Annotated in this window: 22 protein-coding genes and 1 pseudogene; 10 read left to right on the plus strand and 13 right to left on the minus strand. The window is 62.9% G+C overall.

What is annotated here, in order from left to right:
• The 9 genes from CH283_RS18620 (at nucleotide 1) to CH283_RS28060 (ending at nucleotide 12,715) form a co-directional block, all read left to right on the plus strand.
• Complete coding sequence (locus tag CH283_RS18620) at nucleotides 1–1,623, plus strand: flavin-containing monooxygenase (protein ID WP_032364848.1); 1,623 nt, start codon at nucleotides 1–3, stop codon at nucleotides 1,621–1,623.
• A gap of 11 nt (nucleotides 1,624–1,634) precedes the next feature.
• On the plus strand, nucleotides 1,635–2,912 hold the full coding sequence (locus CH283_RS18625) for a cytochrome P450 (RefSeq protein WP_032364847.1): 1,278 nt from the start codon (nucleotides 1,635–1,637) through the stop codon (nucleotides 2,910–2,912).
• Nucleotides 2,912–4,177: a cytochrome P450 gene (locus tag CH283_RS18630; protein WP_080733000.1), complete on the plus strand. Its 1,266-nt coding sequence runs from the start codon at nucleotides 2,912–2,914 to the stop codon at nucleotides 4,175–4,177. Before CH283_RS18625 ends, CH283_RS18630 begins: the two co-directional genes overlap by 1 nt.
• On the plus strand, nucleotides 4,174–5,367 hold the full coding sequence (locus tag CH283_RS18635; RefSeq protein WP_052049303.1) for a serine hydrolase domain-containing protein: 1,194 nt from the start codon (nucleotides 4,174–4,176) through the stop codon (nucleotides 5,365–5,367). The genes CH283_RS18630 and CH283_RS18635 overlap by 4 nt, the downstream gene beginning before the upstream one ends.
• A 260-nt stretch (nucleotides 5,368–5,627) precedes the next feature.
• Entirely contained in the window at nucleotides 5,628–5,972 is a 345-nt protein-coding gene (locus CH283_RS28055) for a hypothetical protein (protein WP_032364846.1), read from the plus strand.
• Between the two features lie 212 nt (nucleotides 5,973–6,184).
• Nucleotides 6,185–7,150: an FHA domain-containing protein gene (locus tag CH283_RS18640; RefSeq protein ID WP_032364845.1), complete on the plus strand. Its 966-nt coding sequence runs from the start codon at nucleotides 6,185–6,187 to the stop codon at nucleotides 7,148–7,150.
• A gap of 135 nt (nucleotides 7,151–7,285) precedes the next feature.
• Entirely contained in the window at nucleotides 7,286–10,201 is a 2,916-nt protein-coding gene (locus CH283_RS18645) for a DUF4407 domain-containing protein (protein WP_032364844.1), read from the plus strand.
• A 10-nt stretch (nucleotides 10,202–10,211) separates the two neighbouring features.
• Nucleotides 10,212–11,768, plus strand: a complete 1,557-nt coding sequence (locus CH283_RS18650; protein ID WP_170945381.1) for a SpoIIE family protein phosphatase — start codon at nucleotides 10,212–10,214, stop codon at nucleotides 11,766–11,768.
• A gap of 248 nt (nucleotides 11,769–12,016) precedes the next feature.
• Complete coding sequence (locus CH283_RS28060; RefSeq protein WP_141214628.1) at nucleotides 12,017–12,715, plus strand: hypothetical protein; 699 nt, start codon at nucleotides 12,017–12,019, stop codon at nucleotides 12,713–12,715.
• 36 nt (nucleotides 12,716–12,751) lie between these two features.
• Here the strand turns inward: CH283_RS28060 and CH283_RS18655 are convergent, their stop codons facing one another.
• The 13 genes and pseudogenes from CH283_RS18655 to CH283_RS18715 all read right to left on the minus strand — a co-directional run bounded on the left by CH283_RS18655 (nucleotide 12,752) and on the right by CH283_RS18715 (nucleotide 23,684).
• The gene (locus tag CH283_RS18655; RefSeq protein ID WP_032364842.1) at nucleotides 12,752–14,155 is read right to left on the minus strand and encodes a DNA cytosine methyltransferase; all 1,404 of its coding nucleotides are present in this window, start codon (nucleotides 14,153–14,155) and stop codon (nucleotides 12,752–12,754) included.
• Nucleotides 14,152–15,106 (minus strand): annotated as a pseudogene (locus CH283_RS18660) (DUF5131 family protein). The gene CH283_RS18655 and the pseudogene CH283_RS18660 overlap by 4 nt, the downstream one beginning before the upstream one ends.
• Nucleotides 15,106–15,294: a hypothetical protein gene (locus CH283_RS18665; protein WP_139278549.1), complete on the minus strand. Its 189-nt coding sequence runs from the start codon at nucleotides 15,292–15,294 to the stop codon at nucleotides 15,106–15,108. Before CH283_RS18665 ends, CH283_RS18660 begins: the two are co-directional and overlap by 1 nt.
• Before the next feature lie 20 nt (nucleotides 15,295–15,314).
• Nucleotides 15,315–16,034 (minus strand): HNH endonuclease family protein, encoded by a 720-nt coding sequence (locus tag CH283_RS18670; protein WP_032364841.1) that lies wholly within the window; start codon nucleotides 16,032–16,034, stop codon nucleotides 15,315–15,317.
• On the minus strand, nucleotides 16,031–16,351 hold the full coding sequence (locus tag CH283_RS18675; protein ID WP_015586223.1) for a hypothetical protein: 321 nt from the start codon (nucleotides 16,349–16,351) through the stop codon (nucleotides 16,031–16,033). Before CH283_RS18675 ends, CH283_RS18670 begins: the two co-directional genes overlap by 4 nt.
• A 151-nt stretch (nucleotides 16,352–16,502) precedes the next feature.
• Nucleotides 16,503–16,910, minus strand: coding sequence for a hypothetical protein (locus CH283_RS18680; RefSeq protein ID WP_032364840.1), 408 nt, complete (start codon nucleotides 16,908–16,910; stop codon nucleotides 16,503–16,505).
• 343 nt (nucleotides 16,911–17,253) lie between these two features.
• Complete coding sequence (locus CH283_RS18685; protein ID WP_032364839.1) at nucleotides 17,254–17,556, minus strand: hypothetical protein; 303 nt, start codon at nucleotides 17,554–17,556, stop codon at nucleotides 17,254–17,256.
• Between the two features lie 676 nt (nucleotides 17,557–18,232).
• On the minus strand, nucleotides 18,233–18,568 hold the full coding sequence (locus CH283_RS18690) for a hypothetical protein (protein ID WP_032364838.1): 336 nt from the start codon (nucleotides 18,566–18,568) through the stop codon (nucleotides 18,233–18,235).
• Nucleotides 18,569–18,597: 29 nt separating this feature from the next.
• Entirely contained in the window at nucleotides 18,598–19,893 is a 1,296-nt protein-coding gene (locus CH283_RS18695) for an AAA family ATPase (RefSeq protein WP_032364837.1), read from the minus strand.
• Between the two features lie 50 nt (nucleotides 19,894–19,943).
• Complete coding sequence (locus tag CH283_RS18700) at nucleotides 19,944–21,146, minus strand: hypothetical protein (protein WP_032364836.1); 1,203 nt, start codon at nucleotides 21,144–21,146, stop codon at nucleotides 19,944–19,946.
• A complete protein-coding gene (locus CH283_RS18705; RefSeq protein WP_032364835.1) occupies nucleotides 21,143–21,331 on the minus strand; it encodes a hypothetical protein in 189 nt (62 codons plus the stop codon). Before CH283_RS18705 ends, CH283_RS18700 begins: the two co-directional genes overlap by 4 nt.
• A complete protein-coding gene (locus CH283_RS18710) occupies nucleotides 21,328–22,587 on the minus strand; it encodes a vWA domain-containing protein (protein ID WP_032364834.1) in 1,260 nt (419 codons plus the stop codon). Before CH283_RS18710 ends, CH283_RS18705 begins: the two co-directional genes overlap by 4 nt.
• Nucleotides 22,584–23,684, minus strand: coding sequence for an ATP-binding protein (locus CH283_RS18715; RefSeq protein WP_032364833.1), 1,101 nt, complete (start codon nucleotides 23,682–23,684; stop codon nucleotides 22,584–22,586). Before CH283_RS18715 ends, CH283_RS18710 begins: the two co-directional genes overlap by 4 nt.
• A 283-nt stretch (nucleotides 23,685–23,967) precedes the next feature.
• Here CH283_RS18715 and CH283_RS29050 point away from each other — a divergent pair, with 283 nt between their 5' ends.
• On the plus strand, nucleotides 23,968–24,357 hold the full coding sequence (locus CH283_RS29050) for a WhiB family transcriptional regulator (RefSeq protein ID WP_254923898.1): 390 nt from the start codon (nucleotides 23,968–23,970) through the stop codon (nucleotides 24,355–24,357).
• Nucleotides 24,358–24,637: the final 280 nt, after the last annotated feature.

The raw sequence follows: 24,637 nt of genomic DNA on the forward strand, positions 1-24,637 counted from the left end.
ATGGACGAGCATGTCGATGTTCTGATCGTGGGTGCGGGGCTCGCAGGACTGCAGATGTTGCACGAAGTACGCACGATCGGCCTGACCGTCCGCGTGTACGAGGCAGGAGGTGATGCCGGCGGCACCTGGTATTGGAACCGATATCCCGGTGCGCGCTGCGATGTGGAGAGCCTGGAGTACTCGTATCAATTCTCCGATGAGCTGCAACAAGATTGGGAATGGACACGGCGATACGCCGACCAAGCTGAAATCATGCGCTACATCGAGCACGTGATGGATCGCTTCGACCTCGAACGCGACATCGAGTTCCACACGCGCGTACAACAAATGGTCTACTCCGACGCCACCGCCTCCTGGACCGTCCGGACCGATACCGGACACGAAATCATCGCCCGGTACGTCATCACCGCGACAGGTTGCCTGTCCGAACCCAACGTGCCCGAGATCCCCGGCCTGGACTCATTCGCAGGCGACATCCTGCACACCGGACGGTGGCCCCACCATCACGTGGCACTCGGAGGCAAACGAGTCGGTGTGATCGGGACCGGTTCGTCTGGGGTACAAGCCATCCCCCTGATCGCCCGAGACGCTCGTCAGCTCACCGTCTTTCAACGCACCCCTGCTTACACCTTGCCCGCAGGCGACGAACCGCTCGACCCTCAGCTCCAAGCCGCAATCAAGGCCGACTACGCGGGATTTCGTGCACGCAACAACACAGTTCCCACAGCCGGATTGTCCCGGTTTCCTACCAACCCGAACTCGGTGTTCCATTTCTCGAAGACAGAGCGTGAAGCACAGTTCGAGCACCTGTGGAACAGGGGTGGGCCGCTGCTCCTACGCTCCTTCGGAGATCTCCTCGTCGACCCTGCGGCAAACGAGGTCGTCGCCGACTTCGTCCGCACCAAGATCCGCTCGACCGTGGCCGATCCTGCAGTCTCTGCAACCCTCACCCCTCGCCACGTCATGGGATGCAAACGAATCTGCCTCGGCGACGGCTACTACGAAACGTTCAACCGTCCCAATGTCGACCTCGTCGACATTGCATCCCACCCGATCACCGAGATCACACCGACCGCCTTACGGACGACACACAGTTCGCACGACTTGGACATCCTCGTGTTCGCCACCGGCTACGACGCCATCACCGGCGCTCTCACACGCATAGACATCCGCGGCCGCGGCGGTCGAACGCTGCGCCAGGCGTGGTCGGAGGGCCCCCGCAGCTACCTGGGCCTGGCCACCTCCGGCTTTCCCAACCTGTTCACCATGACCGGCCCCGGTAGCCCGTCCGTCCTGGCCAACGTGCTGGTGGCAATTCATCAACACGCAACCTGGATCAGAACCTGTCTGCAACACCTCACCGACCATCACATCCACAGCATCGAAGCCACACCACAGGCCGAACACGACTGGGGTCGACACGTCACCGACGTCGCCGCCGGAACTCTCCTCTCCTCGTGTGGCTCGTGGTACCTCGGGGCGAACATCCCCGGCAAGAAAAGGGTCTTCATGCCCCTCATCGGGTTCCCCGATTACGCCGCCCGCTGCGAGCAAGTAACCGCAGACGGTTACCCCGGCTTTCAACTTCTCCCACAACCGGTCTCGGCCGCCACACGCCCCTAGGAGCCCCCGTCATGCCGAACAGCACCGTCCCAAACATCGACTTCGACCACCACTCACCCGAATACTCAGCAGACCCGTGGGCAGTCAACACCGCCATGACCCAAAAGTGCCCGGTAGCCCACAGCTCCCACTACGGTGGCTTCTACGTGGTCAGCGGCTACGAGCAGGTCGCCTCAGTCGCACGTCGACCGGAAGTGTTCTCCTCGGCCCACGAGCTACCCAACACGCCAGGGCGACCGCAAGGAACGATCATCCCCGCGTCGACGTTTCGTGCCCTACCACTGGAAATGGACCCACCCGAGTATCTGGACTGGCGAAAAGCACTGAACACCTACTTTTCTCCCACCTCTGCAAAACGGCTCCGCCCACGGATCGAGGCCTACACGACGTGGTGCATCGACCAAGCCATCGAATCAGGCGAGATCGACCTCGTGATGGATCTCGCCAATGCCGTGCCGGCTCTGCTCACCCTCGACATCGTGGGCCTGTCGATGGACAACTGGCGCATCTACGCCGAGGCCGTGCATGCCCTGGCCTACACCCCATCCGACACCCCGGAATACAAGACGGTCGAAACCGGCTTCGCGATGCTCATCGGCGAAGTAATCAAGACCATTCCCCTCCGCCGTGCCCATCCCCGCAACGACCTCATCAGCTTCCTGACCCAGATGGAGATCGGCGGTGAGAACATCAGCGACGCAGACATCATCGCCGTCTGCAACGCCATGATCGCCGGCGGTATGGACACCACCACCGCCCTGCTCTCGTCGACGTTCGAGTACCTGGACCGCAACACCGATGATCGAGCACGACTGATCGATCACCCGGACGACCTACCGAAAGCATGCGGAGAGCTCCTGCGCTATTTCACCCCTGTTGTCTGTGTCGGACGAACAGCCACCGAAGAGGCACAGATCGACGGAGCCACCGTCGAACCCGGCGAACGAGTCCTGATCTCCTGGGCAGCAGCCAACCTCGACGAAAAGGTCTTCCCCGACCCCCTCACCATCGACTTCGACCGTGACACACGCAAACATGCAGCGTTCGGACTCGGACTGCACCGATGCATCGGCCGCCACATCGCGCAAATCGACTTCGAGGTCGTCGTCGGCCAAGTTCTCGACCGACTCCCCGGCTACCGCCTTGTCGACAATGCCGCCGTTCGATACCCCACGGTCGGTCAGATCAACGGTTTCGTGACAATGCCCGCACAGTTTGCCCCAGGGCCGCGAAAAGGCCCGCGATTCGACACCGCGAACGAACTGTTCGACAGCTTCGGAGACCAGTGATGCGCGCCCCGCACCGCCCAGAAGGGGACGCGACCGACAACGCACCGCACGACGCGAAGCGCACAGACACCCTGCCCACCTACCCCGCCCCCCGAAACCCCAAGTGCCCCTTCGACCCGTCACCGGAACTGCGTGCAGTACAGAATGACTCACCGATCACACGCGCGCAGATCTGGGACGGCAGCACCCCCTGGCTGATCAGCGGGTACGACGAAGCACGGACACTGCTGCGCGACCCACGCCTCAGCGCCGTACCCGAGCACCCCAACTATCCCCACTCCACCCCCAGTAAATTCATGCACCGCTTGGGATTTCTGACCATGGACGCCCCCGAGCACACCCGTCAACGCCACTTCGTGGCCAAACCGTTCTCCGCCAAACGCATCGAGGCGATGCGCACTCCGATCGAAGATCTCGTCAACGACCTCATCGACCGAATGCTTGCCGGGCCGCGACCTGTCGACCTCCTCGAAGCTTTCGCGCTACCCGCGCCGTGCACCGTGATCTGCCATCTGCTGGGCGTGCCCTACGCGGACCACCAGTTCTTCACAACGAGCGCCAAATCCCTGATCGATCCCCACGCCACCGCAGAGGACGCCGAAACCGCCCGCCAAGGCCTGATCGACTACATCTACCAGCTACTGACCGTCAAACGCACAGACCCCGGCGATGACATGCTCTCCGAACTCGCCCACGAACACGTCGCCACCGGTGACATCTCCCAACACGACGCAGCCATGACCGGGATGCTGATGCTCCTCGGAGGATTCGACACCACTTCCAACACCATTTCCCTCAGTGCGCTGGCCCTGACAGAAAACCCCGAACAGCGCGACACCCTCCTGTCGATGCGCACACACGACGAAATCGCCGGAGCCATCGAAGAACTCCTCCGCTACACCGCCGTCCCCCAAGGCGGACGACGCCGAGTCGCAACAGAAGACATCGACATCAACGGGATCACCATCCCCGCCGGCGACGGCCTCATCATCGCCGGCGACCTCGCCAACCGCGACGCATCAGCGATCACCGACCCGGATCGCCTCGACCTACGCCGGCCAGTGCACCGACATCTGACCTTCGGATACGGCCCGCACCAATGCCTGGGCATGCCCCTCGCACGACTCGAACTCCAAATCGCCATCCCCACCCTGCTCCGGCGCATCCCAACCCTCCACCGTGCTGTACCCCTGCAAGACATCAAGTTCCGAGAACACGCCATCGGCATCTATGGGGTGGACGAACTCCCCATGACCTGGTCATGACACCAGAACCATCAGGGCAATCAGCCCTGCGCAACACCATCTCCACGATCCTGACCACAGCGGTGCACGACCGAGTGGTCACCGGCCTCTACGTCATGACAGCCGACCGCGATGGCATCACGTACTCCGGCGGAGCGGGAACACGTGATGGCACAAACCCATGGACCGACGACACCATCGCTTGGCTGGCATCGATGACCAAACCGATCGTCGCCGTCGCCGCACTGCAACTCGTCGAGCGCGGTCTCATCGAACTCGACACTCCCACTACCGATCTGTTGCCCGAACTCGCCGCGGCGTACGTCCTCGAGGGATACGACGAGGATCAGCCCCGGCTCGTCCGCGCACGAGGACCCATCACACTACGAATGCTGCTCTCGCACACAGCCGGAACCGGCTACTCGTTCCTACACGCCGATCTCGCGCGCTATCTTCACGACAAGAAGGTGCCATCGAGCCTCGAACTCAAACTCGCCTCGATCGTCGACGCCCCGCTCGTCTACCACCCAGGCACCAACGCCATGTACGGCACCGGCCTGGAATGGGTGGGACTTGCCATCACCCGCCTGACCGGACACGACCTGGCAACCCACCTCCACGAGACGATCTTCTCCCCATTGGGTATGCGCGACACAACGTTCGGAATCACCGATCGCACTCGCTTGGCGGATGTACACACGAAAACACCTCACGGCCTGGTACCCACACCATTCGAGCTGCCCACCGATCCAGAATTCCACTCAGGCGGCGGCGGGCTGTACGGAACACCCCAGGACTACCTGACGTTCCTTCGCATGCTCAGTGCCGGCGGAGCCTGGAACGGTGTGCAGTACCTACAGCCGGATACCCTCGTCGACGCACAACGAAGCCACTCAGCATCTTTCGGGACCATCGAATCCGCTGATTACGCAACGTCGCACGACATCGACCTGATCCCAGGAATCAACACATCGTGGTCGTTGCTCGGCATGCGAAACGAGCAAGTCACACCCGCAGGCCGCCCAGTCGGAACCATGGCATGGGCCGGGGGCGCGAACACCTACTACTGGGCCGACACCGACAACGATAGATCGTCAGCAGGAGTGTTGTTCACCCAGCTCATACCATTCGCCGATCCACAGGTAATACGAGCATTCAATAACGTCGAAGGAGCAGTTCGTACCCGGACCGTACGTCGGCATACGAACTGATCAGCTGTTGCCGAAACCGTTCTCTGTCCGGTTTCGGCAACAGGGGCGGTACGATCCGGTCACAACCGTCCACTTGCTACATTTCAGACGGTACGTGCTGAACTAATCGAACGGCCCGGACGGACGCACGTCCGCCAACGTATATCGCGCAGGCTGTCAAGTGGGTCAACACCAACTAGCTATAACAGTTACTCATTCGGTGCGATGCAGGAATGAATATTGTTACTGGTTTCCTCGTTCGTCCTGGACTAGACCGTGATGTGACCGTTTTCGACATAGCCACAACCGACGGTCATCAGACACCAGAGGAAGTACTCCACGCACTCCGCGCTACCGCTGCCCGCAGCCGGATCGTGCGTACCGACGTCGCCGCCGCCACGGTGTGGACCAGCGACGACTGCCGAGCCGACCACAGCCCCAACCCATGGTCGGCGATGGTACTTGCCCGGGCACTGAACCTGATGCCCGATCTTTCACCCGACGACGTCATAGCTCACCCTGCGTTGACCTTTCGAGGGCTCGTTGTCGTCACCGGCCGCTGCCCTCTGACGGGCGCGCTGAGCGCGCTACGTCCGGCCCCTGACCCACTGGCTGACGCATCGTGAAACCTGGGGGTACCCACTTGAGATGTGACGAATTCCAGACTTCACTTGACCCCGGGCTCTGTCGAGGTTCTAGTCCACGACTTTCGCTCCTTGTCAACCCCATTCAGGGTTGGACTTGACCAACCTTCCGGACTCTGTTCATCCACCTCTGTGCGCCTTAAGTTCTCCCCTAGGAGAGTCCCCACCTGTCACAGCGAATGGAGTACCCGGAGATGACCGATCTGATCCGCGTAGCCTCCGATGAGCTGCGCGCCACGTCCGTCGCAGTCCTGCAATGGATCCGCGCATGGACACCCCACTCTCGAGCGGTAACCACCGTGTTCGGCATAGCGTGGCTGATCTTCGTGATTGTGTGCGGTTTCACCGGCGGAACCGTGTTGTTCGTGATGACCGCCGTCGTCGCTATCGCCGCTGTGCATCTCGTGCGCGGGGAATGGCGACGACCAGGTCGCAGCAATCCAGTTGCATTGTGCGACAACGCCCGCGAACACATTTGCACCCTCGTCTTCCGTCACTCCGACGGGCGCTGGTATCTACCCGACTGCATTACCGTCGGTCTGAATCCCGCCGACTTCACCGACCTCAGCGATCACTTCGATATCAACGACGTCATCACCCATCTCACCGCCGAAGCCGTCGATGTCACGCGCCGCTACTCCGCGGACACTCCGAGCGGAATGCTGCCCCTGGTCGAGATCGTCTCCAACCCGAAGGTCCGCGCTCGCCACTACGCCCTGCGTGGCTCCACGCATCCGATGTCCGACCACCCAGTGGAACCCACACGCGCCTACGGCGACCAAACCGACCTCCACCCCAGCGACAGTCAGGTGGCAACAACTCTCATCCCGGACTCACCCGGGCGTGGACCGACCTTGGTCGGTCCCGATAGTCGAGCGCACCGCGTCGTCGGTACCGAGATAACCGTCGGGCGGGGCACCTACTGCGACATCACCATCAGCGCCGACACCAGCATCTCGCGACATCACCTCACCCTGCGTTCCAACGATGGCGTGTGGTGGTGTGCCGACAACAGCAAGACCGGTACCTGGATCAACGGAGTGCGTGTAACCCCCGGCAGATGGACCGAACTCGCCGACGGCGACCGCATCGCGTTCGGCACCACATCAGGCACGAACACCGCCACGTTCTACCGAACGGGTGCCCATGCTGCCCGCTGACCGGAACCTGCTGTTCTCGCCACGCCGAACCGCCGACCCTGTGCGACACTTCTTAGCCCAATACACTCGGAGGAGAACCGCCTTGAGCAGTGACGTCCCCGCTCACGCGTCGACTCCGCCGACCCCGATGATCCGATGAGCGGCGGCGCGCCTCCACCCGACAATTCGGCCAAGGAAGACGACGGCATGGACCCCCCTGGGCCCGATGGTCGTCAGAAGCCGAAGTTCGACGTCGACAACAACTGCGGTTGGCTCACCAGAATGTTGCTGCGGATCGGCGGCTTCCACCGCCCGTGGATCGACAACAATTCCGACGCCTCCAAACTTGCCGCCCAAGCCGGGATCCTGATTCTGGTGCCTACCATCGCCTTCGGCGGCGTTCTGGCCAGTGCCTGGGCAGTCAACGTCGGGCACCGCTTCAACTACTGGTTCATCTGGGTCCTTGCCGCCGTGTGGGCACTGTTCGTATTCTGCGTCGACCGATGGATCATGACCTCGATCGACTACGGCGACCTATTGGTCGGACCCCAAAACTGGCTTCGGCGAGCATGGCGTTCGGCATGGTTCTACCTCGCACGCATCGGGATGGCGGTCGTCGTCGGTTACGTCATCTCCGAATCGGTCGCTCTCGGCATGTTCAACACCGCAATCGAACGGGAGCTGCCGAGCATCCAGTCCGACAACCTCACCGACTACAAAGCATCCATAGGCGCAGAGTACGACACAGCAATCGCCGATGCGAAAGATGCGCGCACAGCCGCCGAAAACGCTCGAGATATAGCCAATAGCACCCGGGAGACTGCCCAGGCTGATTGGCAGGATGAACGTCGGGGGACTGGAGGCACGCTTGACGCCGGCGACAGTCCCCCCAGCGCGAACTGTCTACTTCCGAGCGACCCGCGGGAGATCTGCGCGGAAAGCAACAGAAGATACGTGTACAACCAAGCCGACACGACTGCAATTACCAGCCAGCAGAAGGCCCTAGAGGCGCAGGACCTCGTTCGTACGCTGGAGAGCACCCGCCAGACTCGAATCGACGAGAAGGCCGCCAAATACGAAGCGGTCAACGCCGCCGACACCAATGCTGTGACTCGCCACAGAGCCCTTGTCCGACTCATCGGCGACGACCTCGGATACAGATGGTTCTACATCGTCATCATCGTCACGCTACTTGTCGTCGACCTCACCCCACTGCTGCTCAAACTATTCGGCCCTCACACTCCCTACCTGGAAAATGCGCGACGGGACGCAGCTCGTCTGCGCGCCCGCACCACTGTCCAAGTAATCGAAGGCGCGAAGGGCGAAGCGGACGCCCAATACGACTTGGACGACCGCAAGCACCGCAACCGGGCGAACACTGTGGCCCATGCCGGTGACCTCGACGAACGCGAGCACCGCAACCGGATGGACTCGCTGACCCGAGAACACGAGCACACCCTGGCCGACGCTGCCGCGAAGCACGCCGTCGCACAGACCCGTGAAGCGCTGCACAAACTGTCGGACGACTCCGCCGCCGCAAAGGATCTGGCCGACCACTATCTCAAGACCGCGTTTGCACACCTGAAAGAGCGCCGCCACCGTCCGCGCGCAACCCCCACCCAGCCATACACACAACAACACCCGCGCAACGCACAGCAAGGTGAACAACAACCCGACGACCTCAGCGGCGAGACCCCAACTCCGACACCGCAACCCCCACAGACACCGCAACCGCAACCCCCACCGGCGCCGGCACCGGCACCGCGCGCAAGCAACCACAGACCTCCTGCTGCTTCGCCGCGCGATGAGTACGGACTCGAGATCGGCAATGTGTTTCCCGACGACACAGTCGACAACCCGCTCGACAGGCACTGGCGAATCACAAAGTTCTGGCGACACGTCAACGGCGGTTCTCTTCTACTCGCCGTCGACGAGGACAGTCCCGACAACGGAATCGAATACGTGATCAAGGTCTACCTCCCCGACCGCTCCTGGAAGCTCCGAAAGCGTGATCGGGCCCAAGGCCTCGCCGAACTCGATGCTGTTCCCGCACTGGGCGTGTCGATAAACGACGCCGTCGCAGACGTCTACTTTTCGGACATCTACCAAGACCAGATGGTGATCGTCACCCGACGATATCCCCACACCCTGAATACATTTCAAGACGCCCGAATCAACGGCAACGAGCCCGGGGGCTTCGACCTTGCCCTGGTACTGCAGATCGCCGAACGACTACTCAGCGCACTGGCCTGGTCGTGGACGAAAAGAGAGAAGGGGGCTCGCGCGTACCTGGATATGAAGCCCCCCAACATCTGCATCGACAACGACGGCACCCCGAAGATCATCGACTGGGCACTTTCTCGCAGTCTCGATGAGGCCGCACACACCAGCTCACGGCTGCGGTTGCAAAGCCTCTTCTACTCGCCACCAGAGCAAGGCTCAGCAGGGCAGCTGTGGCCGACCCACCTCGTTGCCGCCGACATCTACGCCTGGGCCGCAACTCTGTACGAGATGATCACCGGGAAGCCGCCGTATCTGTACGAGGCCGAACAGCAAGGAATCACCCTCAACGACTTCCAAAACGGCAACCCTCGTGCCGAAAGGGCCTTGGACTCATATCGCAGACTGCGCAGTGGGCCTCTCACCCCGGTTTCGAAGTTCGCACCGTTTGTACCCGAAGGTCTCGACAACTTGCTGCGTCGATGCCTCGACCCTGCACCCGAAAGACGCCACGTAGTGCCGACGGACAACAGTTTCGACGCACGTGTGAAAGCAGCTGAACGTAGCGCGGACCAGCTCATTCGATGGCTACGACTCGTCAAACAAGATGCTCTGCACGTAGACGCAGGCGGCGCGATACCGGCAGCCCAACAGGTCGGTAACTTCACGCGTTTCAAGAAACCTCCCAAGCAACAACAGCAACAGGACGTCATCGGCAATGCTGGCCATCTGGTTCAACAGCAGCACCAGCCGCGAACACCGCACCCCGACAGTGTGCCGACCGACGACCCCCCTTACCTGCCACCGGACAACGATCCGGACGCGCCGCGCTCACCCGCCATCAATCGCTAACGGAGTTCCGATGCCCATCAAGTCAACAGGCCGGCGGTTTCCACGGCCACGCGTGTCGAAGCGTTCGCTGCGGCGACGTCTCGACCGACTTCGGCACTGCCCACTGATCGGACGAGTCGGGACCATCGCGGTGGGTGCTCTCATCGCGGCCGGATTGTGGATGATCGATTGGCGGATGGGCATGGCGATCATTACCGCGCTGTTGGCCGGCTGCGGACTGTGGTGGTTGGCGTCTCGACGCGGCACACGAAACGGTGCTGCCCGAACCGTCGAACTGAGACCCGTCTCGCACACGCCCACCACCGACCGCCTCGGCAAGGCGTCGCTCGACAACACGCAGCGCGTCTTTCTACATGATCTGCGCGGCACGAGCGATATTCCACCCATCGAGTTGCGAGGCGAAACAGTGACGTTGGGGCGCGCACGAGGTAAAACAGCGGTCGTCACCGATAGAAAAACAAGACGCCAGCGTGCGCACTTCGTCCGTCACCCACAGACGCGTCGGTGGTGGGTGACAGCGTTGTCCGGCGCGCCCATCACCGTCGATGGGCATCGCCTGTACGCAGGCCAACCGCCGTTCGAGATACACGACGGCGCGGTCCTGATTGTGGGGGCTTCGGTGTATCGCGTCACGTACGTCGGCGAGCAACATTTCCCGCCGACCATCCCCGTCGGACAGGTACACACCGAGCGTGCTGCGCCCGCCGTGCGACAAAGCCTGCCCCACACACTCGGACGACCTATTCCCCAACCAGCCGGTGACGAGTCACCCACGCAGGCAATGGCACCCGCAGCAGCAGCGCCTCTCAAACTCCAAGCAGCCGGGGAGACCTCGGCGGGCGACCGCCGTCACAACAACGACGTTTTCCTGATTCGAGGACACACATCAGCGATTGCCGATGCCGCGGGCGGCGGCGAAGACGGCGTCCTCACAGCCCGAACCGTACGCGCGACACTACGAACCCTTCTGCCCACCTCGCCTATCGACGACGTCTTCGCCGCCACTGATCAAGCACTTCGAGGACTCCGCGGACGCTCGGTTCTCGCCGCGCCTTCCACGCTCGACGTCCTGACACTCGACACCTCCACTTTCACTGTCTCCGGCGGGCACGTGGGAGACAGTCAGGTGTTTCGTGCCCACACCGACACAGCCGACGACACCGTTCACGTCACAGCGATGACACCAGCCCTGCATCAGCACGCTGCCCTGGACAACGCAATCGGGTTCTTCTCCGACGCCCCAGCGGGCTACACCTACAAGTTGTCTCGATGGCACCAGCCAGCAGTAGCCAATGACCGCTACATCATGGTCACAGACGGCTTCCTCAACGCCTGGTCCGGCCCGCACACCCAAATGGACACCACACCTGATCGAGACCCTGAAGACGCCATACGTGAGGTTCTCGGATCCCAGCCACCGGATGCCAGTCCCGCTCGACTAGCAGAAGCACTCGTTCGTGCGGCCCTTTCTGAGCACAAACGCCACGGCACAATCGCCGACAACATCACCGTGGTCGTGGCGCATCTGTCACCCAGTGCTGAACCGGAACAAGGAGGATCCCGTTGAAAGCGCCCTATGTCCTTCCACCTCTCGAGACTGGACAGCACGGATTCCACGTCGAATCGATCTACACGCCATTCACAAGATACATACTCAACAATTTCGAGGGCGACCCAAGACTGAGCAACAACTGGTGCCCCGCAGTTGTCCGGGACACGGAGACGGGCGCATATCACGTGGTCAACCACAGCGAGTACCCCGTATACGTCGCGATGAGCGTACCGCTTAAGTCATCCAGTTTGTCATACAGGCAGGTGAAACTTGATGCAGCAGAACCTGAACACAGACTGGGTAGCCACACCTACGGCGCAGTACTCGAACAATTACCCAGAGAAGCACGCGAATCAGGAGACGCCCGCGATGAGCGCAAAGGCAATCGCTTTGCACTGTCAGAACCTGGTGCCCGTTACCGCATAGCGGTTGGACCACCTCCAGCGTTTGCAGTCCACGCCATCCGCCGCCAGCGCGAGTACGTTGTACTGGTCGACACGCCCGAAGCAGGCCCCGACACATCGAATTCGGATCTTATCCCGACTTTCGTACCGAACGAGCATATCGAACAGCTTTCATCCAACGAACACATTGCTCGGGCGCTGCGCGAATGGCTACACGACGACAAGCACAAAAGCACTCTTTTCTGGTTGACCTTTCGTGAATATGAATTCATTATCGGCGGGTTCTCGAATCCCAAAATCGTCAGAAAAGGCAAGATAGAAGAGTGGCTTGGAAGCTACTCGATCAGCGAGACAGGCGTATTCAAGAATCTCCACAGAGTCATGGATAAGCATTTCGACGATATCAACAAGCTGTCATGGGCAAGCGAAGATGGCCTCAATCCAGGGATGAGTCGTTGGCTGGTTGACCACCACGTACTCACTGTCTCGGACGTCACCGACTTCGACAACGAGATGAAGAAGGTACACGGTTCGGGATGGACGTCGCTGTTCGGTTGACACAAAGAAGCTGCTGAAGCAGAAAGTGAGCGGTGTTCACGAACAGTCGGCCTCTAGACTCCGAATACCAATTCCCACTAGGTCTCGCGAGGTCGGCGGTGTCACAGCGTTACCGCACATCCGGACGTCTCGTTGCTTGGTTCCCCCGCGTAGAACGTACGAGGACGGAAATCCCATTGCGCCTTTGAGTTCCGGTACGTCGAGCATTCTGAAGGACAGGTCTTCGACGGCGATCGGTCGGCGTGTGGACTTTCGATGGTGAGCGGCAGCGGGCACGACCAAGCCATGGTGGTTACCCGATGCCGTCACGGTGCAGAGAGCGTCGCTGACCGATCGCGCAGTCGAACCTCCACCTCGCAGCTCTGCGATGAACGGGGTGATCACCGCATGATGGCGGCCGCCCGCGGATACGGTCGACAGCGCCTCCGAGGTTCGATGATTCTTCGACTGGCCCCGCAGCACCGACACGAACGGCTCGAACACCGGGGCCCGCCCCTCAGACGGCCGTGATCTTGCCTGCCGATACTCGAACAGCGTGCCCGCGGCTTCTCTCGCGTCCTCGGCATGCGGAGCTGCCCAATACCGGTCGATGCCGGCCTGGATTCGTGCGATCGTTTTCGGCTTCAACGGACGAGTGCGGTCCCCTATCCGCTGGCCGGTCTTGGTCCAGTCGATGATGGTCGAGGCAGGGAGCCAGTCGGGCTCGAGCACGGTGTCCGCACACGCACGTGCGGGGCACCGGTAGGAGTACTGGCTACGGTACTTACCCACAGCCACCCCTGGGTTCTTCCAGGCCTGCAACGCACGCACGGGCCCGCAGCGAGAGCAGGTTGCCGGCGGACGGACCACGGTCTCGAAGTCAGGTGCCCGGTTGCCGGCCTTCCAGAAGCACACATAGAGGCGATCGCGGGACTGCGGCGCTGGTGTCCCAAAAGTCCATGAGTGCATCGAATTCAGGCAGATAAGGCGATGTTCGTAAACGAGGGCGTGCATCGCCGCGATCCATGGCCTGTAGAGAGGCCATGAGTAGATCTCGACGACGTTCTCGACGAAAACCAATTCGTATCGGTGATACTCGGTGAACCGAACGACGTCCCACATCGTCGCCCTCGATCGCTCGGCGGCCTCGGACGGTAGGTCGTCGGACAGTAACGAGATCTGCGCGGCGAGGCGCTTGGCCCCGCGAGCATTCGAGTGCCAGGTGCATTCGGGGCTGAACCATCCGATTGTCGTGCGAGGAAACAGCTTCGGAGTGATCTGAGAGAGGTCCGCGAGGATGTGCTCGGTGTGCTGGTGGTTGTACTGGTGCGTCTCGATTGCCTTGTCCCAGTGGTTCGACGCTGCCGATACCCTCACCCCGGGGATGGCGATCATTCCGGTCGTGGATCCGCCGGCACCGCAGAAGAAGTCCGATGCCGTGATGTCGAGCGATCCACTCATCGTCCGGCTCCGTCGGGCACGCTGTCCCACACCCGTCGGTCGAGGATCCGGCCGGCGGCCTTACGGCCGACTCGTCGAACTTCGGTGCCGTCGTCGAAGTGGTGGTAGTCACGGAATCTGGCGATCACCTCCGCTGGTGCCCACTCGCCCCACTGCTTGAACAGAAAGGGCACATCGGCAGCGGTGCACTGGTCCCGGATCTCTCGTACCCATCGCGGATGCATAGGCCGTGCCCCGCGGCCGGACTCACCGCCGACGATCACCCAGTCAAGCGCTGGTTCGCGCTCGCCGCCGCATTTCGAGTCTTCGACCGAACGGAGCCCGTCGCGAGTCAGCGCTCCTCCGATTCTGCTGGGTCGTAGGCGCGTGAAGTCGATCGGTCCGAGGAGCGGTTCGGCAGAGACGAACCGAAGAGCTGCAGGCGTGTCCAGCAGCGCCCATACTCGCAAGGTCTGCAGTCTTCTGGTCTTCGGCCGAGACGCCGATCCACAGGTTCGGCAGCGGCCAGCTCTGGTACCAGACATCGGCGGGGCGGAAGGCTGCGACGACGCCAGCGATGGCGTCGTCGACGGCGCGGCGGAAGGCATCGGACTGGAGCAGTGCCCGCATCCGAGCGGGTCTCTTGGTAAGCAATTGAAAGGTGTGCTGGCGGGCGAGCGCGATCACCGCGAACACCCGGGCGATGTAGTCGTCCGGGATTGCTGGATGGAAGAGGTCGCTCATCGAATTCACGAAAATCCGGCGTGGCCGGCTCCATCGCAGCGGCTGGTCGAGCTTGCCGGGGCGCATCTCGACGTCGAATCCGTGCTCGAAGTAGTGCCCCGGTGTGCCGCGGAACCGCTCAGCGAGGGTTTGGGCGTAGCAATGATCGCAGCCCGACGAGACTGCGGTGCAGCCGGTGACCGGGTTCCAGGTTGCGTCGGTCCATTCGATGGCCGTGGCGTCGCCCATCATCGCTCTTCCGGGTCGTGGAGGGCATCGAGGAGCTGGAATCGTAGATCGGCGTCAATCGCGAACGAGATCCCCCTGCTGGGCAATTCGATCGTGTAGCTGTTTCGATCAGGTGCGGTCGTGATGATCCATGGGTTGGGGTGGAGCGGGACAGCGTTTGTGTCGGTGGTGGGGTCGGTTTCGGTCATGGCGTCCTCCGAACGTTGGGTCATTGGCTGCAGACGCTCGACGCTGTTTGCGCATCGGCGCTGGTGATGTCGAGGTCGTATTTCGCGGCCACGGTGAGATACGAAGTGACGTAACGGCATTGGTATGGCGCGTTGGGTGGCAGCCAGGTGTCGATTCCCTTGTCCGACTTCTGCTGATTCGTACGTCCGTCCACCGCGAGCAAGTTGATGTCGACGGCGTTGGCGAAGGCGGTTCGCTGGTCGATCGACCAGGCCCACGCCCCTGCGTCCCACGCCCTCGCCAACGGGTACACGTGATCGATCTGAATCTTCCCGAGGTCGTCGATCGTCGATCCTGTGTAGGGGTCGTGGAGTATCCCTGCTGCGACTTTGCAGTCGCGGGTTCCGGGCTTGAACTCGACGTCGATCAGTTGGGTTGCCAGGACGTCGTTTCGAGTGTCACAGCCGTTGTGCGATCCAGGGGCGGACGAGTCATCGGTCCACGCCGGGCCGAACACGCACCCTGAGCCCTTCTTGCAGGATCGGTCGTATCCATCGACGTCTGCGAGCGAGTCCACCGTTTCGAGCTGAGCGAGGAGCTGCGCGATGGGTACAGGCGTGCTCGCCGCGGCTGGGTCTGGGGTGTCGACCACCGCTGGTCGTGAGAGCGGATCGGCGTGCGTTCCGAACGTGTACGTCCCGACCGCGAGTACGGCCATCACGATGGGCACCGCGATGCGGAGTCGTCCGCGCGCGCTCATCGAACCGCCTCCGCCGGCAAGTCGGCATGCCCGCAGCTTCCGCGCCGCCTACGGTCCGAACGGTCTGACCAACGATGCAGTAGTGCCAGAGTCAGAGCCGAGAAGGCAGCGAGCAACGTGCCGGCCAAGGAGATGACCAAACTGACGGTGACCAGATCCTTCACGATCGGCAGAGCCCCGTTGAAGATCGCGAGCATGCCGACGACGTAGCCGACACATGCAAGCGCAACAGTGCGAGCCTCGCGGCGGCCATCTTCGGCCGCGAGGTGGCGCTCTACGTCGTGGATGAGGCCGTCTCGGCCGGATTGTGGGTCCATCAGGGAGTCCTTTCGTAGTGAGCGCGATAGCAAACGCAGTCCTGCACGGGGTAGATAGCGTCGCGGTGAGGTCTGTGACAGCCGGCCACTGAATCGCACCCCAGGAGCGTTCTCCTGTGGCCGCACCGGGCGGGCAATATGCGCCCGGGTGTCACAAGCGTTGCGAGTTCGGGGCCGTCGGGTACTGGTCTAGTGGCCGGTCGCCGGGATGGACCGGGCCGACGTTGCGACGCCACGGCCCGGTCAGGTAGTCGTAGTGCTCTTGAGTGAAATCGGAACCGATCAGATCTCGTACGACCAAGCCTCGGCCGACATCGCGGGCAGCGACTCTGGCAGCCCCGCATCCGAGGACGCCGAGCAGGTTCATGGTCGCTGTGAGTTCGTGACGCCGATTGTCGCCGCAGGCCGCCGTGTGGGCAGCGTGTGTCGCTTTCCGCCAGCCGGGTGCGCACCACCACGCGGCGCTGACCGTCTCCGGTGCGGTTTCCAGCAGATCGGACTCGACGTCGAGGGTGCGCGCCAAGTCGAACACCTGCCGCCACCGCAATCCGAAAACCACCTCGAAAACGTGGTCCGTCAGCTCATGGTCAGGAACGGTTGGTCGGAAGCGGTCGGCGGCGTTCGGAGTAGCAGCAAAGTACCTCTCAGACAGGCCGTGTTGCATCCGGCGATGGACTTCGCTGGCGATGGCGCTGTGCGCCTTACTGTTCGAGCTGCAGCCGGTACTGCCGGCAGCTCGTGCGTGCGGTGAGAGGTCGACCGAGGGCGGCCGCGTTGTCGAGATCGAGGATTGCATGGGTACTCCCGTTTCTGTGGGACAGATGGTCGGTCTGTCGATCAATTTCTGACTGGTCTCTGTGCCGCTATGCGACCAACAACGCGGCGCGATATCACTCTGCTGCTTAATTTTCCGATCTTTCAGCGCCGTCCAGCCAGTCACCGATCCTGCCGCGGACGGCGTCACCACCGGGGGGATCGTCGTAGGCGTCTTCGAGCGCTCCCCGCGCTCCGGATGAGATGACCGCGAGATCGCAGTCTCGTGTGTCGGCCCAGTCGCCCCACGTCCATCCCCTTCCTGCGTCGATGTGAAATTGTGTTGCTGCAGCCGGAACACCGTCGACGAAGACTTGGATGTGGGTAGGACCATCTGGATCGCGGACGACGATCACCTCGATCCGAAGTGCGGGGGCGAATTTTCTCGTCACGATGTCGCACCGGCCAGACGCTCCGGTCTGTCGAACTCCCCTGCCGCCCGACTGTTCGAGTTCACAGTCCGGTGGCGCTGCGACGAAGCCTCTCTCGGTGGTCGCACACCCTGGACGGGATCGGTATCCATTGCGCCACTGCGGCGTCGAAGCAGCCACTCGATCCCAGTTGCTACAGCACACGCCGAGCAAGAAGCGGCGAACACCATCGCTACACGGCGCGGATCTCCGTCGATGGCGGCATGGTCGGTCCGGCGTAGCAGTGCAGCCCAGGCCAATCCGGCAAATGCAGCAAAAACCGCCAACACTGCCGCCACACCACGCGCTACGGCCAGCGCGCAGTCTCGCGGCGAACCCGAACTGCTCGCAGGTCCATGATTCCTACCGTCGATCCGGACGAGGACTCTCATATTCGACACACCTCTGCTCTTCTCGGAAGTCGGATGGTCAGTCCGCTCATCTGGTGAAAACGGCGACAACAACGAAATGGTCGACGCCGCGGCTTCGTGGAACCACCCACCAAGCCGATACGCCAGGACACTACCCACCGGACCCGGAGTTCGCTAGGGCTCAGCAGCGAAAACGTCCCCGGCGCACCCAGTGCCGGGGACGGGCCTGGGGCGAGCAGCGACCCGGCGCACCGAACCGCCGCTCACTCCTCTCCCCAAGGCGTCCCCTACTCGGTCCCGTACAGCTCGCAGCGGTAGTGGTCTTGACCGCGTTCGTCCACGGCGTCCCAATCGACGCCGACGGCGTCGGCAAGGTGCCGCAGGTCGCCCAGAAAGTCTCCGAACACCGTTGTCAGCTCCTCGGTTTCGAGGCCGATCGGCCTGGCGTATGCGATCAGCCCTTCGGCAGCGTTGGCCGCTCGAACACCGTTGTCCCGGCTTCGGGTATCGAGGGTGTAGCCGATGCGCGGACGCTCGCGTCCCTCGACCGATGCGCGGAGTTCTTTCGACGTCTCGATGCCAGGTAGTCGCTCGGCCTTGTACTCGATAGATGCGTCGGACATGTTGTGTGCCTTTCTTTTTGTGGGAATCGCTACACGATGGGCGTGCAGTGCAGTGCGGCCATCAGGCCGGTATGGATGGCGTGAGCCGGGGATGGTTCGGCGTGTTGGAGGACGTGGGCGGTGGCGTCATCGATGACCACGGTCATGTGGGCTCGGTGGCGGGTGAGCATCACGCACGCTCTGCCGGAGTCGAGATTGAACGGCTCGGCTGTCCGGTACCCGGCAAGCGGGTGCAACACGACAACGGCGGCGCGTTCGAGGCCTTGCAGAGAGTTTGCGGTGCCGACAAGTACGTCGGGGTGATCCGAGAGCAAGGCCCGGACAGCGGCAGCCTGCGTGACATGAGGGACGACGACAGCCAGGTCCGCCGCTGTCATGGCCCGCTGCCCGTCCGGTGTGGTCACATCGGCGTCCAGCAGTTCTCGCGCGCGCAGGGCGCACTGTGTGGCCAGGACGGGGTCGGTTGGGCCTCCGATGACCCGCACTGGCCGATGCGCGAGTTCAGGCAGGTCGGGGCCGCTGGAATCGGTCAGATGCTCCGGTGGGCGACGGGAAGTAAAAGGCAGGCCGGGGTAGAACAGCGGTTGAATGAGGGCCGTTGTCCTCGCGCCGAGACGCCAGGTGTGTTGCAGACGGACCACGCCGACCGAATCGCCGTGAGCTGCTTGCAGAGCGAGGGGGGCAGGCAGGTTCGGTGCGGTCTCGCTGCCCTCCCACCGCGATACGTCTCCTGTGACCACCGGATCGATCTGTCCGGGGTCTCCGACGCAGACGACCTGTCGAGCCATCGCGCCGAGCGCCCCCAGATCGGCGTAGGTGCATTGCCATGCTTCGTCCACGATCAACACATCGGCACCGATTCGGTCCGGGTCCGAGAAGAGCCACCGCGCCGTGGTACCGATGAGAATTGCGCCAGTCTCATTCGACCACCGCACTTTTCGTCCTGCCACTACGGGAGTGTTTCCACTGTCGGGGAGGGGCGCTTTCGCTTTCCAGATCAACGCTGCTCGATCTGTCAGCGCGCCGAGCCGACGTGCGATTTCCACGGCTTGTTCTCGGGTTTGCGCCGCGATACCCACCCGTAGGTCTGCGCGATGGGCCAAGGCGGCGGCGAGCAACGCGACCAGTCGAGTTTTTCCTGCGCCCGGTGGTGACGGGACGACGACGGCGGGGTCTCCGGACCACACAGAGAACAGCACGCGTGCAGTGATCGGGTCGGCCATGATCTGTGATCCGGGCCAGTGGGCGGGCGATGACGGTTCGGTTCCCGTGAAAGGTGTTGCGGCGGTTTTCGGGGTGTCCGTTCGGGGTGCGACGATACGCATTGTTGTGCCGTTCTTCTTCTAATGTGTTGTCAGTGAACATTTTTGATCCCCTAGTGATCCTGGACATCCTCTGCACCCGCTATCAGGACATCGAGCGGGACTTCGCGGCGCACGGCGCTCGGGGCTTGTCCGGTCGAAAGCCAGGAACGGCGAGCGCGGTACAGATTCCAGTACCTCGCCCGTCCTGCTCGCATCGTCGCCGGTGAAGGCGGTTGGGGCATCAAGGTCACCTGGTCTCCGTCGTTCGGTGCGTGCGCTCCGACCGAGCCGAGACCGAGCGTCAGTTTGCCGTTGACCACCTGTGCGGACGTGACGTCGGCAGAGAAGCGCTCGAAGAATTGATCGAGTGCTGATCCGACCCATCCCGTAACTGCCGAATCAACCCGCATCCTCGAGTCCAGCCGGTCGCAGGTCACCGACACCGAAACGTTGCGGCGGCGTGAACCTGTCGGCGGTGCCGCCACCGATGCGATGCCCTGGGCCACGTGTCCCGTGTGCAGCGCTCGTACTCGCCACAGTGGATCACTCAGCAACGCAGCGGCTTTGAGGTCGGCGGCATCGCATCGGGTCCGTAGTCCCATGGCTGCACTAGCTGAGTTGTCCGGCCGTGACCAGTCGTGGCCCGCAGTCGTGGCCGACAATGTCCGATCCCAGGAGTATCGGTCATCGTCGTGTATCGGATCGAGAAGCGGCAACAGCGGTCCCGTTGCGATGCACGCTGCCCACTCATGCAGGCCTGCGACGCTCTCGTCGGTAATGCCGAGCCAGGAACGCCATGTTCGGGCCGCTCGCTCGGCGTCGGGCGCAGTGCCGAGGACCAGACGCGAGGACGACGCAGCAACCAGATCGATCACCGCCGACGTTCCGGGATGGTCGGCCCGATCGGCCCACCATCCGATCATGGCGGCAGCCCCCGCTATGTCCGGATCAGGGTGGTGGGCGTGCGCACGCGCCAGGGCCAGCAGGCTCGGTATCGTCGCGGCGTCATCAGTGAGCAGCATGGCCGGTTCAGCCGTACCCACCGTCGTTGCCCCGTTGCGAGCGAGCAGGGCCAGAGCCTCGGTGTCGTGCGCGGACTCTTCGGTGCATCCATCTCGAGCGACGGACACGGCCAGCGTTGTTCCTCGCGTGACCGCACGCACGGCCACTGCGGTCGTGGACGGCTTGAAGGTTGCATGTGCCAGCCGAGGGACCGGTTGCATCTTCTCGGCGGCGTAGAGGCGTTGCGCGAGGTCGAACCACTCCACGCTCATCGCTCGTCACCGTCGACGAGGATCAGGGCGTTGCTCGCGCACTCCCACCCTGCGCGCAACGCCATTGTGGCGGCGTCGGCCGCTGCGCTGGCGACGACGATGCGGATATCGGCGGCGGCGATTCCAGTGCCGGTGAGCACCCTGTCTGCGTACTTGAGCAGTTCCACGGGTCCGCTTTCGTTCATCGCGTGGCCCCCGATCCGACTGGCACGTGCACCGTCGATGCCCATGCCGGTGTGACGCCCCTACCCTGGACGCCGCCGATGATTGCGCACACCAGGTGCGACCTCGTGGGCCGGTCGGGCCAGGGTGTATCGCCATCGGTCAGCACCACGACGACGTGGGGTGCAGGGCGCGCAGCGTTGGCTGCGGCGATTCCCACCCTCATATCGGTTCCGCCACCACCAACCAACGTCACATCAGCGACCGATCGTACGTGTTGTGCCGTAGTGGATTTGGCGTCACACGCCAGAATCCGAACCCGGTCGCGTGCGATGCCACCAGCTTTGAGAACTCCCGCCACTTCGCCCATCGCGGCATCGAGGTCTGCGCTCGTCATCGACCCGGACGTGTCGATGACGAGCGAAACCGTGATCGACGGCCCCCGCATAGCCGGGGCGACGATTCCAGGAATGCGACGACGGGAGGGACGGGAGTACGAATAGTTCGTCCTACCCGCCTGCTCTGCCAACGCACGCCGAATTACGGCCCGTAGCAGACGATCCCACGCCACAGTCGGCGGGGCGAGAACATCAGCTGCCCACCGGACCAGTCCCGCCGGGGCACTACCTCGACCGGTACCAGCTGCTTCGCGAACTGCCTGCGCGACAGATCGGCGCACCAGGTCCGCTTCCGCATTGTCCAGTCCCTCCGTGATCACTTCTCCCGAGCCGATGAGTTCGCCGGGGACCGCAGGGCACCCCGATCCTGATCCGCATCCCGGATCGCCTTCAGCGCCAGCGAGTTCGACGGCAATCGGTTGCACAACCGGGTCACGTAGGTAGTCGTAGTACTGCTCGGCTGTGTCTCCGGGAAGGCAGCCGAACGATTGAGGGGTGATCACCCCTTCGGGCAGGCCGACTCCCGCAGCCAACAGGTCGTCGTTGATTTCGGCGTCGGCCGCGAAGTTCCACACCAGGTGATCGATGGGCTTCCCCAGAGCGGCGGCGCGGTCAGCATGTGCCCGCAACAGATGCCCGACCTCGTGCAGTAGCACTGCACCGACCATCGGCACCGGCCATGCGCAAGGCCCGATCAACAGATCCGGGTCCAAGTACAGCCGCCACCGAGCATCCACCGCGAAGGTACCCAGGCCCGGTGCCGCCACGGGTTGGGCTGCGAACAGGGCGCGCATGAAGTAGGGCATGTGTTCGGCCGACACCAGCCGTGCGAGTCGGAACGCTCGCATTTCAGCCGGTTCGAGCGCGCGCACACCGCTCATGCCGCTGCCTCGACCAAGCCCGCTGCCACCAGCATCGGTGCAAATCGGCGCGCGCTGGCCGGAACGGAGGCCTTCGCCGGTCGCGCTTTCGCCAGGGTTCGTGCCGCAGCCCCGGCTACGTCGGGCGCTCCTGCCTCGGCGGCGGCAATCAGCGGACCCCAGGCGTTGCGCCACGCTTCGACAGTGCCGCGCGAGGCCGCCCACGCCGTCACACCGGACAGCACGGCCCACACCAGATCAGGACGCGAGCGCCAATCGAACGCTGTCTCGGGGTTTTCGACAACGGCTACGGGGTCGGGGAGGTCGGCGTTGCGACGCCATTCGAGGAACTCGACACCGGTGCCTTCCCCGATCAGGCCGAACACCACCGCGTTGGTCGCGGCGTTGTCATCGTCGCGAAGATGTGGCAACACCTTCGCGAGCATCGACCAGGTGCGCCGAGACGGCCATGCGCCACCTGTCTGCACTCCGACCTTCGGGAACGCATCGAGCGCCTCGGGTGCACGCTGGATGTACCCGATGATGGAACTGCGCACCAACGCCTCCCGCTGCTCGTCGCTGGTCACCGCACGCGAATAGGCTGTGCTTGCCCAACCCGTGGCCATGCCGTCGAGCCATTCATCGACAGACGGCGTGAACTCGATGTGGCAGAAGCGGTTTGCCAAGGGGGCCTCCAACTCGTACCCCCCTGCTGCGCAATCGGGCGGATTTGCACCTGCGATGACCCGAGTCTCCTTCGGCAGTTGCAGATCACCCACCTTCAAATCCAGTGCGACTGCCAGCATCGCAGCCTGAACGGCCGGTGGACTCGTGGTCAGCTCGTCCAGAAAGAGGTAGCCCCCGCCCTCTGCATGTAGCCGTCGCGCCCAATCCGGGGCCTCCAATCTCACTCCACTCTCACGGACTACCGGCAGGCCTGCGAAGTCGGCAGGCTCCCGCAAGGACCCCAAGACCGTTTCGCACAACACCCCTTCGGATGCAGCAAGTGCTCGAACCAGGCTCGACTTCCCCATACCCGGCCCCGAAATCAACAACGACGGGACACCAGCCCTTCCGCACGCATCCACAACAGTTACCGCAGTCGCCAAATCCGGCATTTGAAACTCCTCGAAAGATGGGCAAGATGGTCAGTCTCGCCAACAACAGAACGCCTCAATCATACCGCGCCAGAACGCTTTTCACCCAGTCACACCAACCGCCACTGTCCCCGGCGCACTCAGTGCCGGGGACAGTGGCGGTCCGGGCTCAAAAAGCACCGGACCGCCACGTGTGCTGGGTGAAGTGTCCGGGTCCCTCGATATCGTCGAACCCACTCGAAAAAGGCCGGGTCGCCCGAAAGAAAGGACCCAACACGTGACACCGCTCGAAACAGCCATCGCCGTGCCACTGCCCCCGCCCGCGGCGGCGGACATTTCGTCATGGCGCTCGGACGCATTGTGCGCACAGACAGACCCCGAGGAGTTCTTCCCGCCCCCGGGTGGAGCAACCAGCAGAGCAAAGCGGGTCTGCGCAGAATGCCCCGCCAGAGCTGCTTGCCTCGCCCATGCACTGACGTACAACGAACAGCACGGCATTTGGGGCGGAAAGACACCACGAGAGCGCCAAGAGCTTCAGCACACCACAGCCACAGAGAGCCGGCCTACCCGGCATCAACAACAGGCGCTCACGATAGCCACGCTTTCGGCCCAGAACGTCCCAGTCGAGTCCATCGCAAGCCAGCTCGGAATCACCACCCGGCAGGTGTACCGAATACGCTCCCGCACAGCGTGAATCAACGCGCGAGTCGCCGGTCAAACCTGCCCGGTGATGCCGACCCCGTTATAGTCGGCGCGGTCAACCGCGGTTGATTGTTGAAGCGTCTCGACTTGCGTCGCTCCTCGCTGAAAGCTTCTCGCCGCAGGAGATGTCTTGGCCGGCGAGAAGGTCCGCAAGAACGACCGCGCGCGCCGCATGGGCCAAGATTTCGGCAGGTAGCGGTGGACCATCGAGGGTTCGGATTCGCATAGTTGTCAGTATGGCGTTCGACTCCGACAAGTTGCTGTCCCGCAAC

Source organism: Rhodococcus sp. 05-2254-2 (genome assembly GCF_002259095.1).
Lineage (GTDB): Bacteria > Actinomycetota > Actinomycetes > Mycobacteriales > Mycobacteriaceae > Rhodococcoides.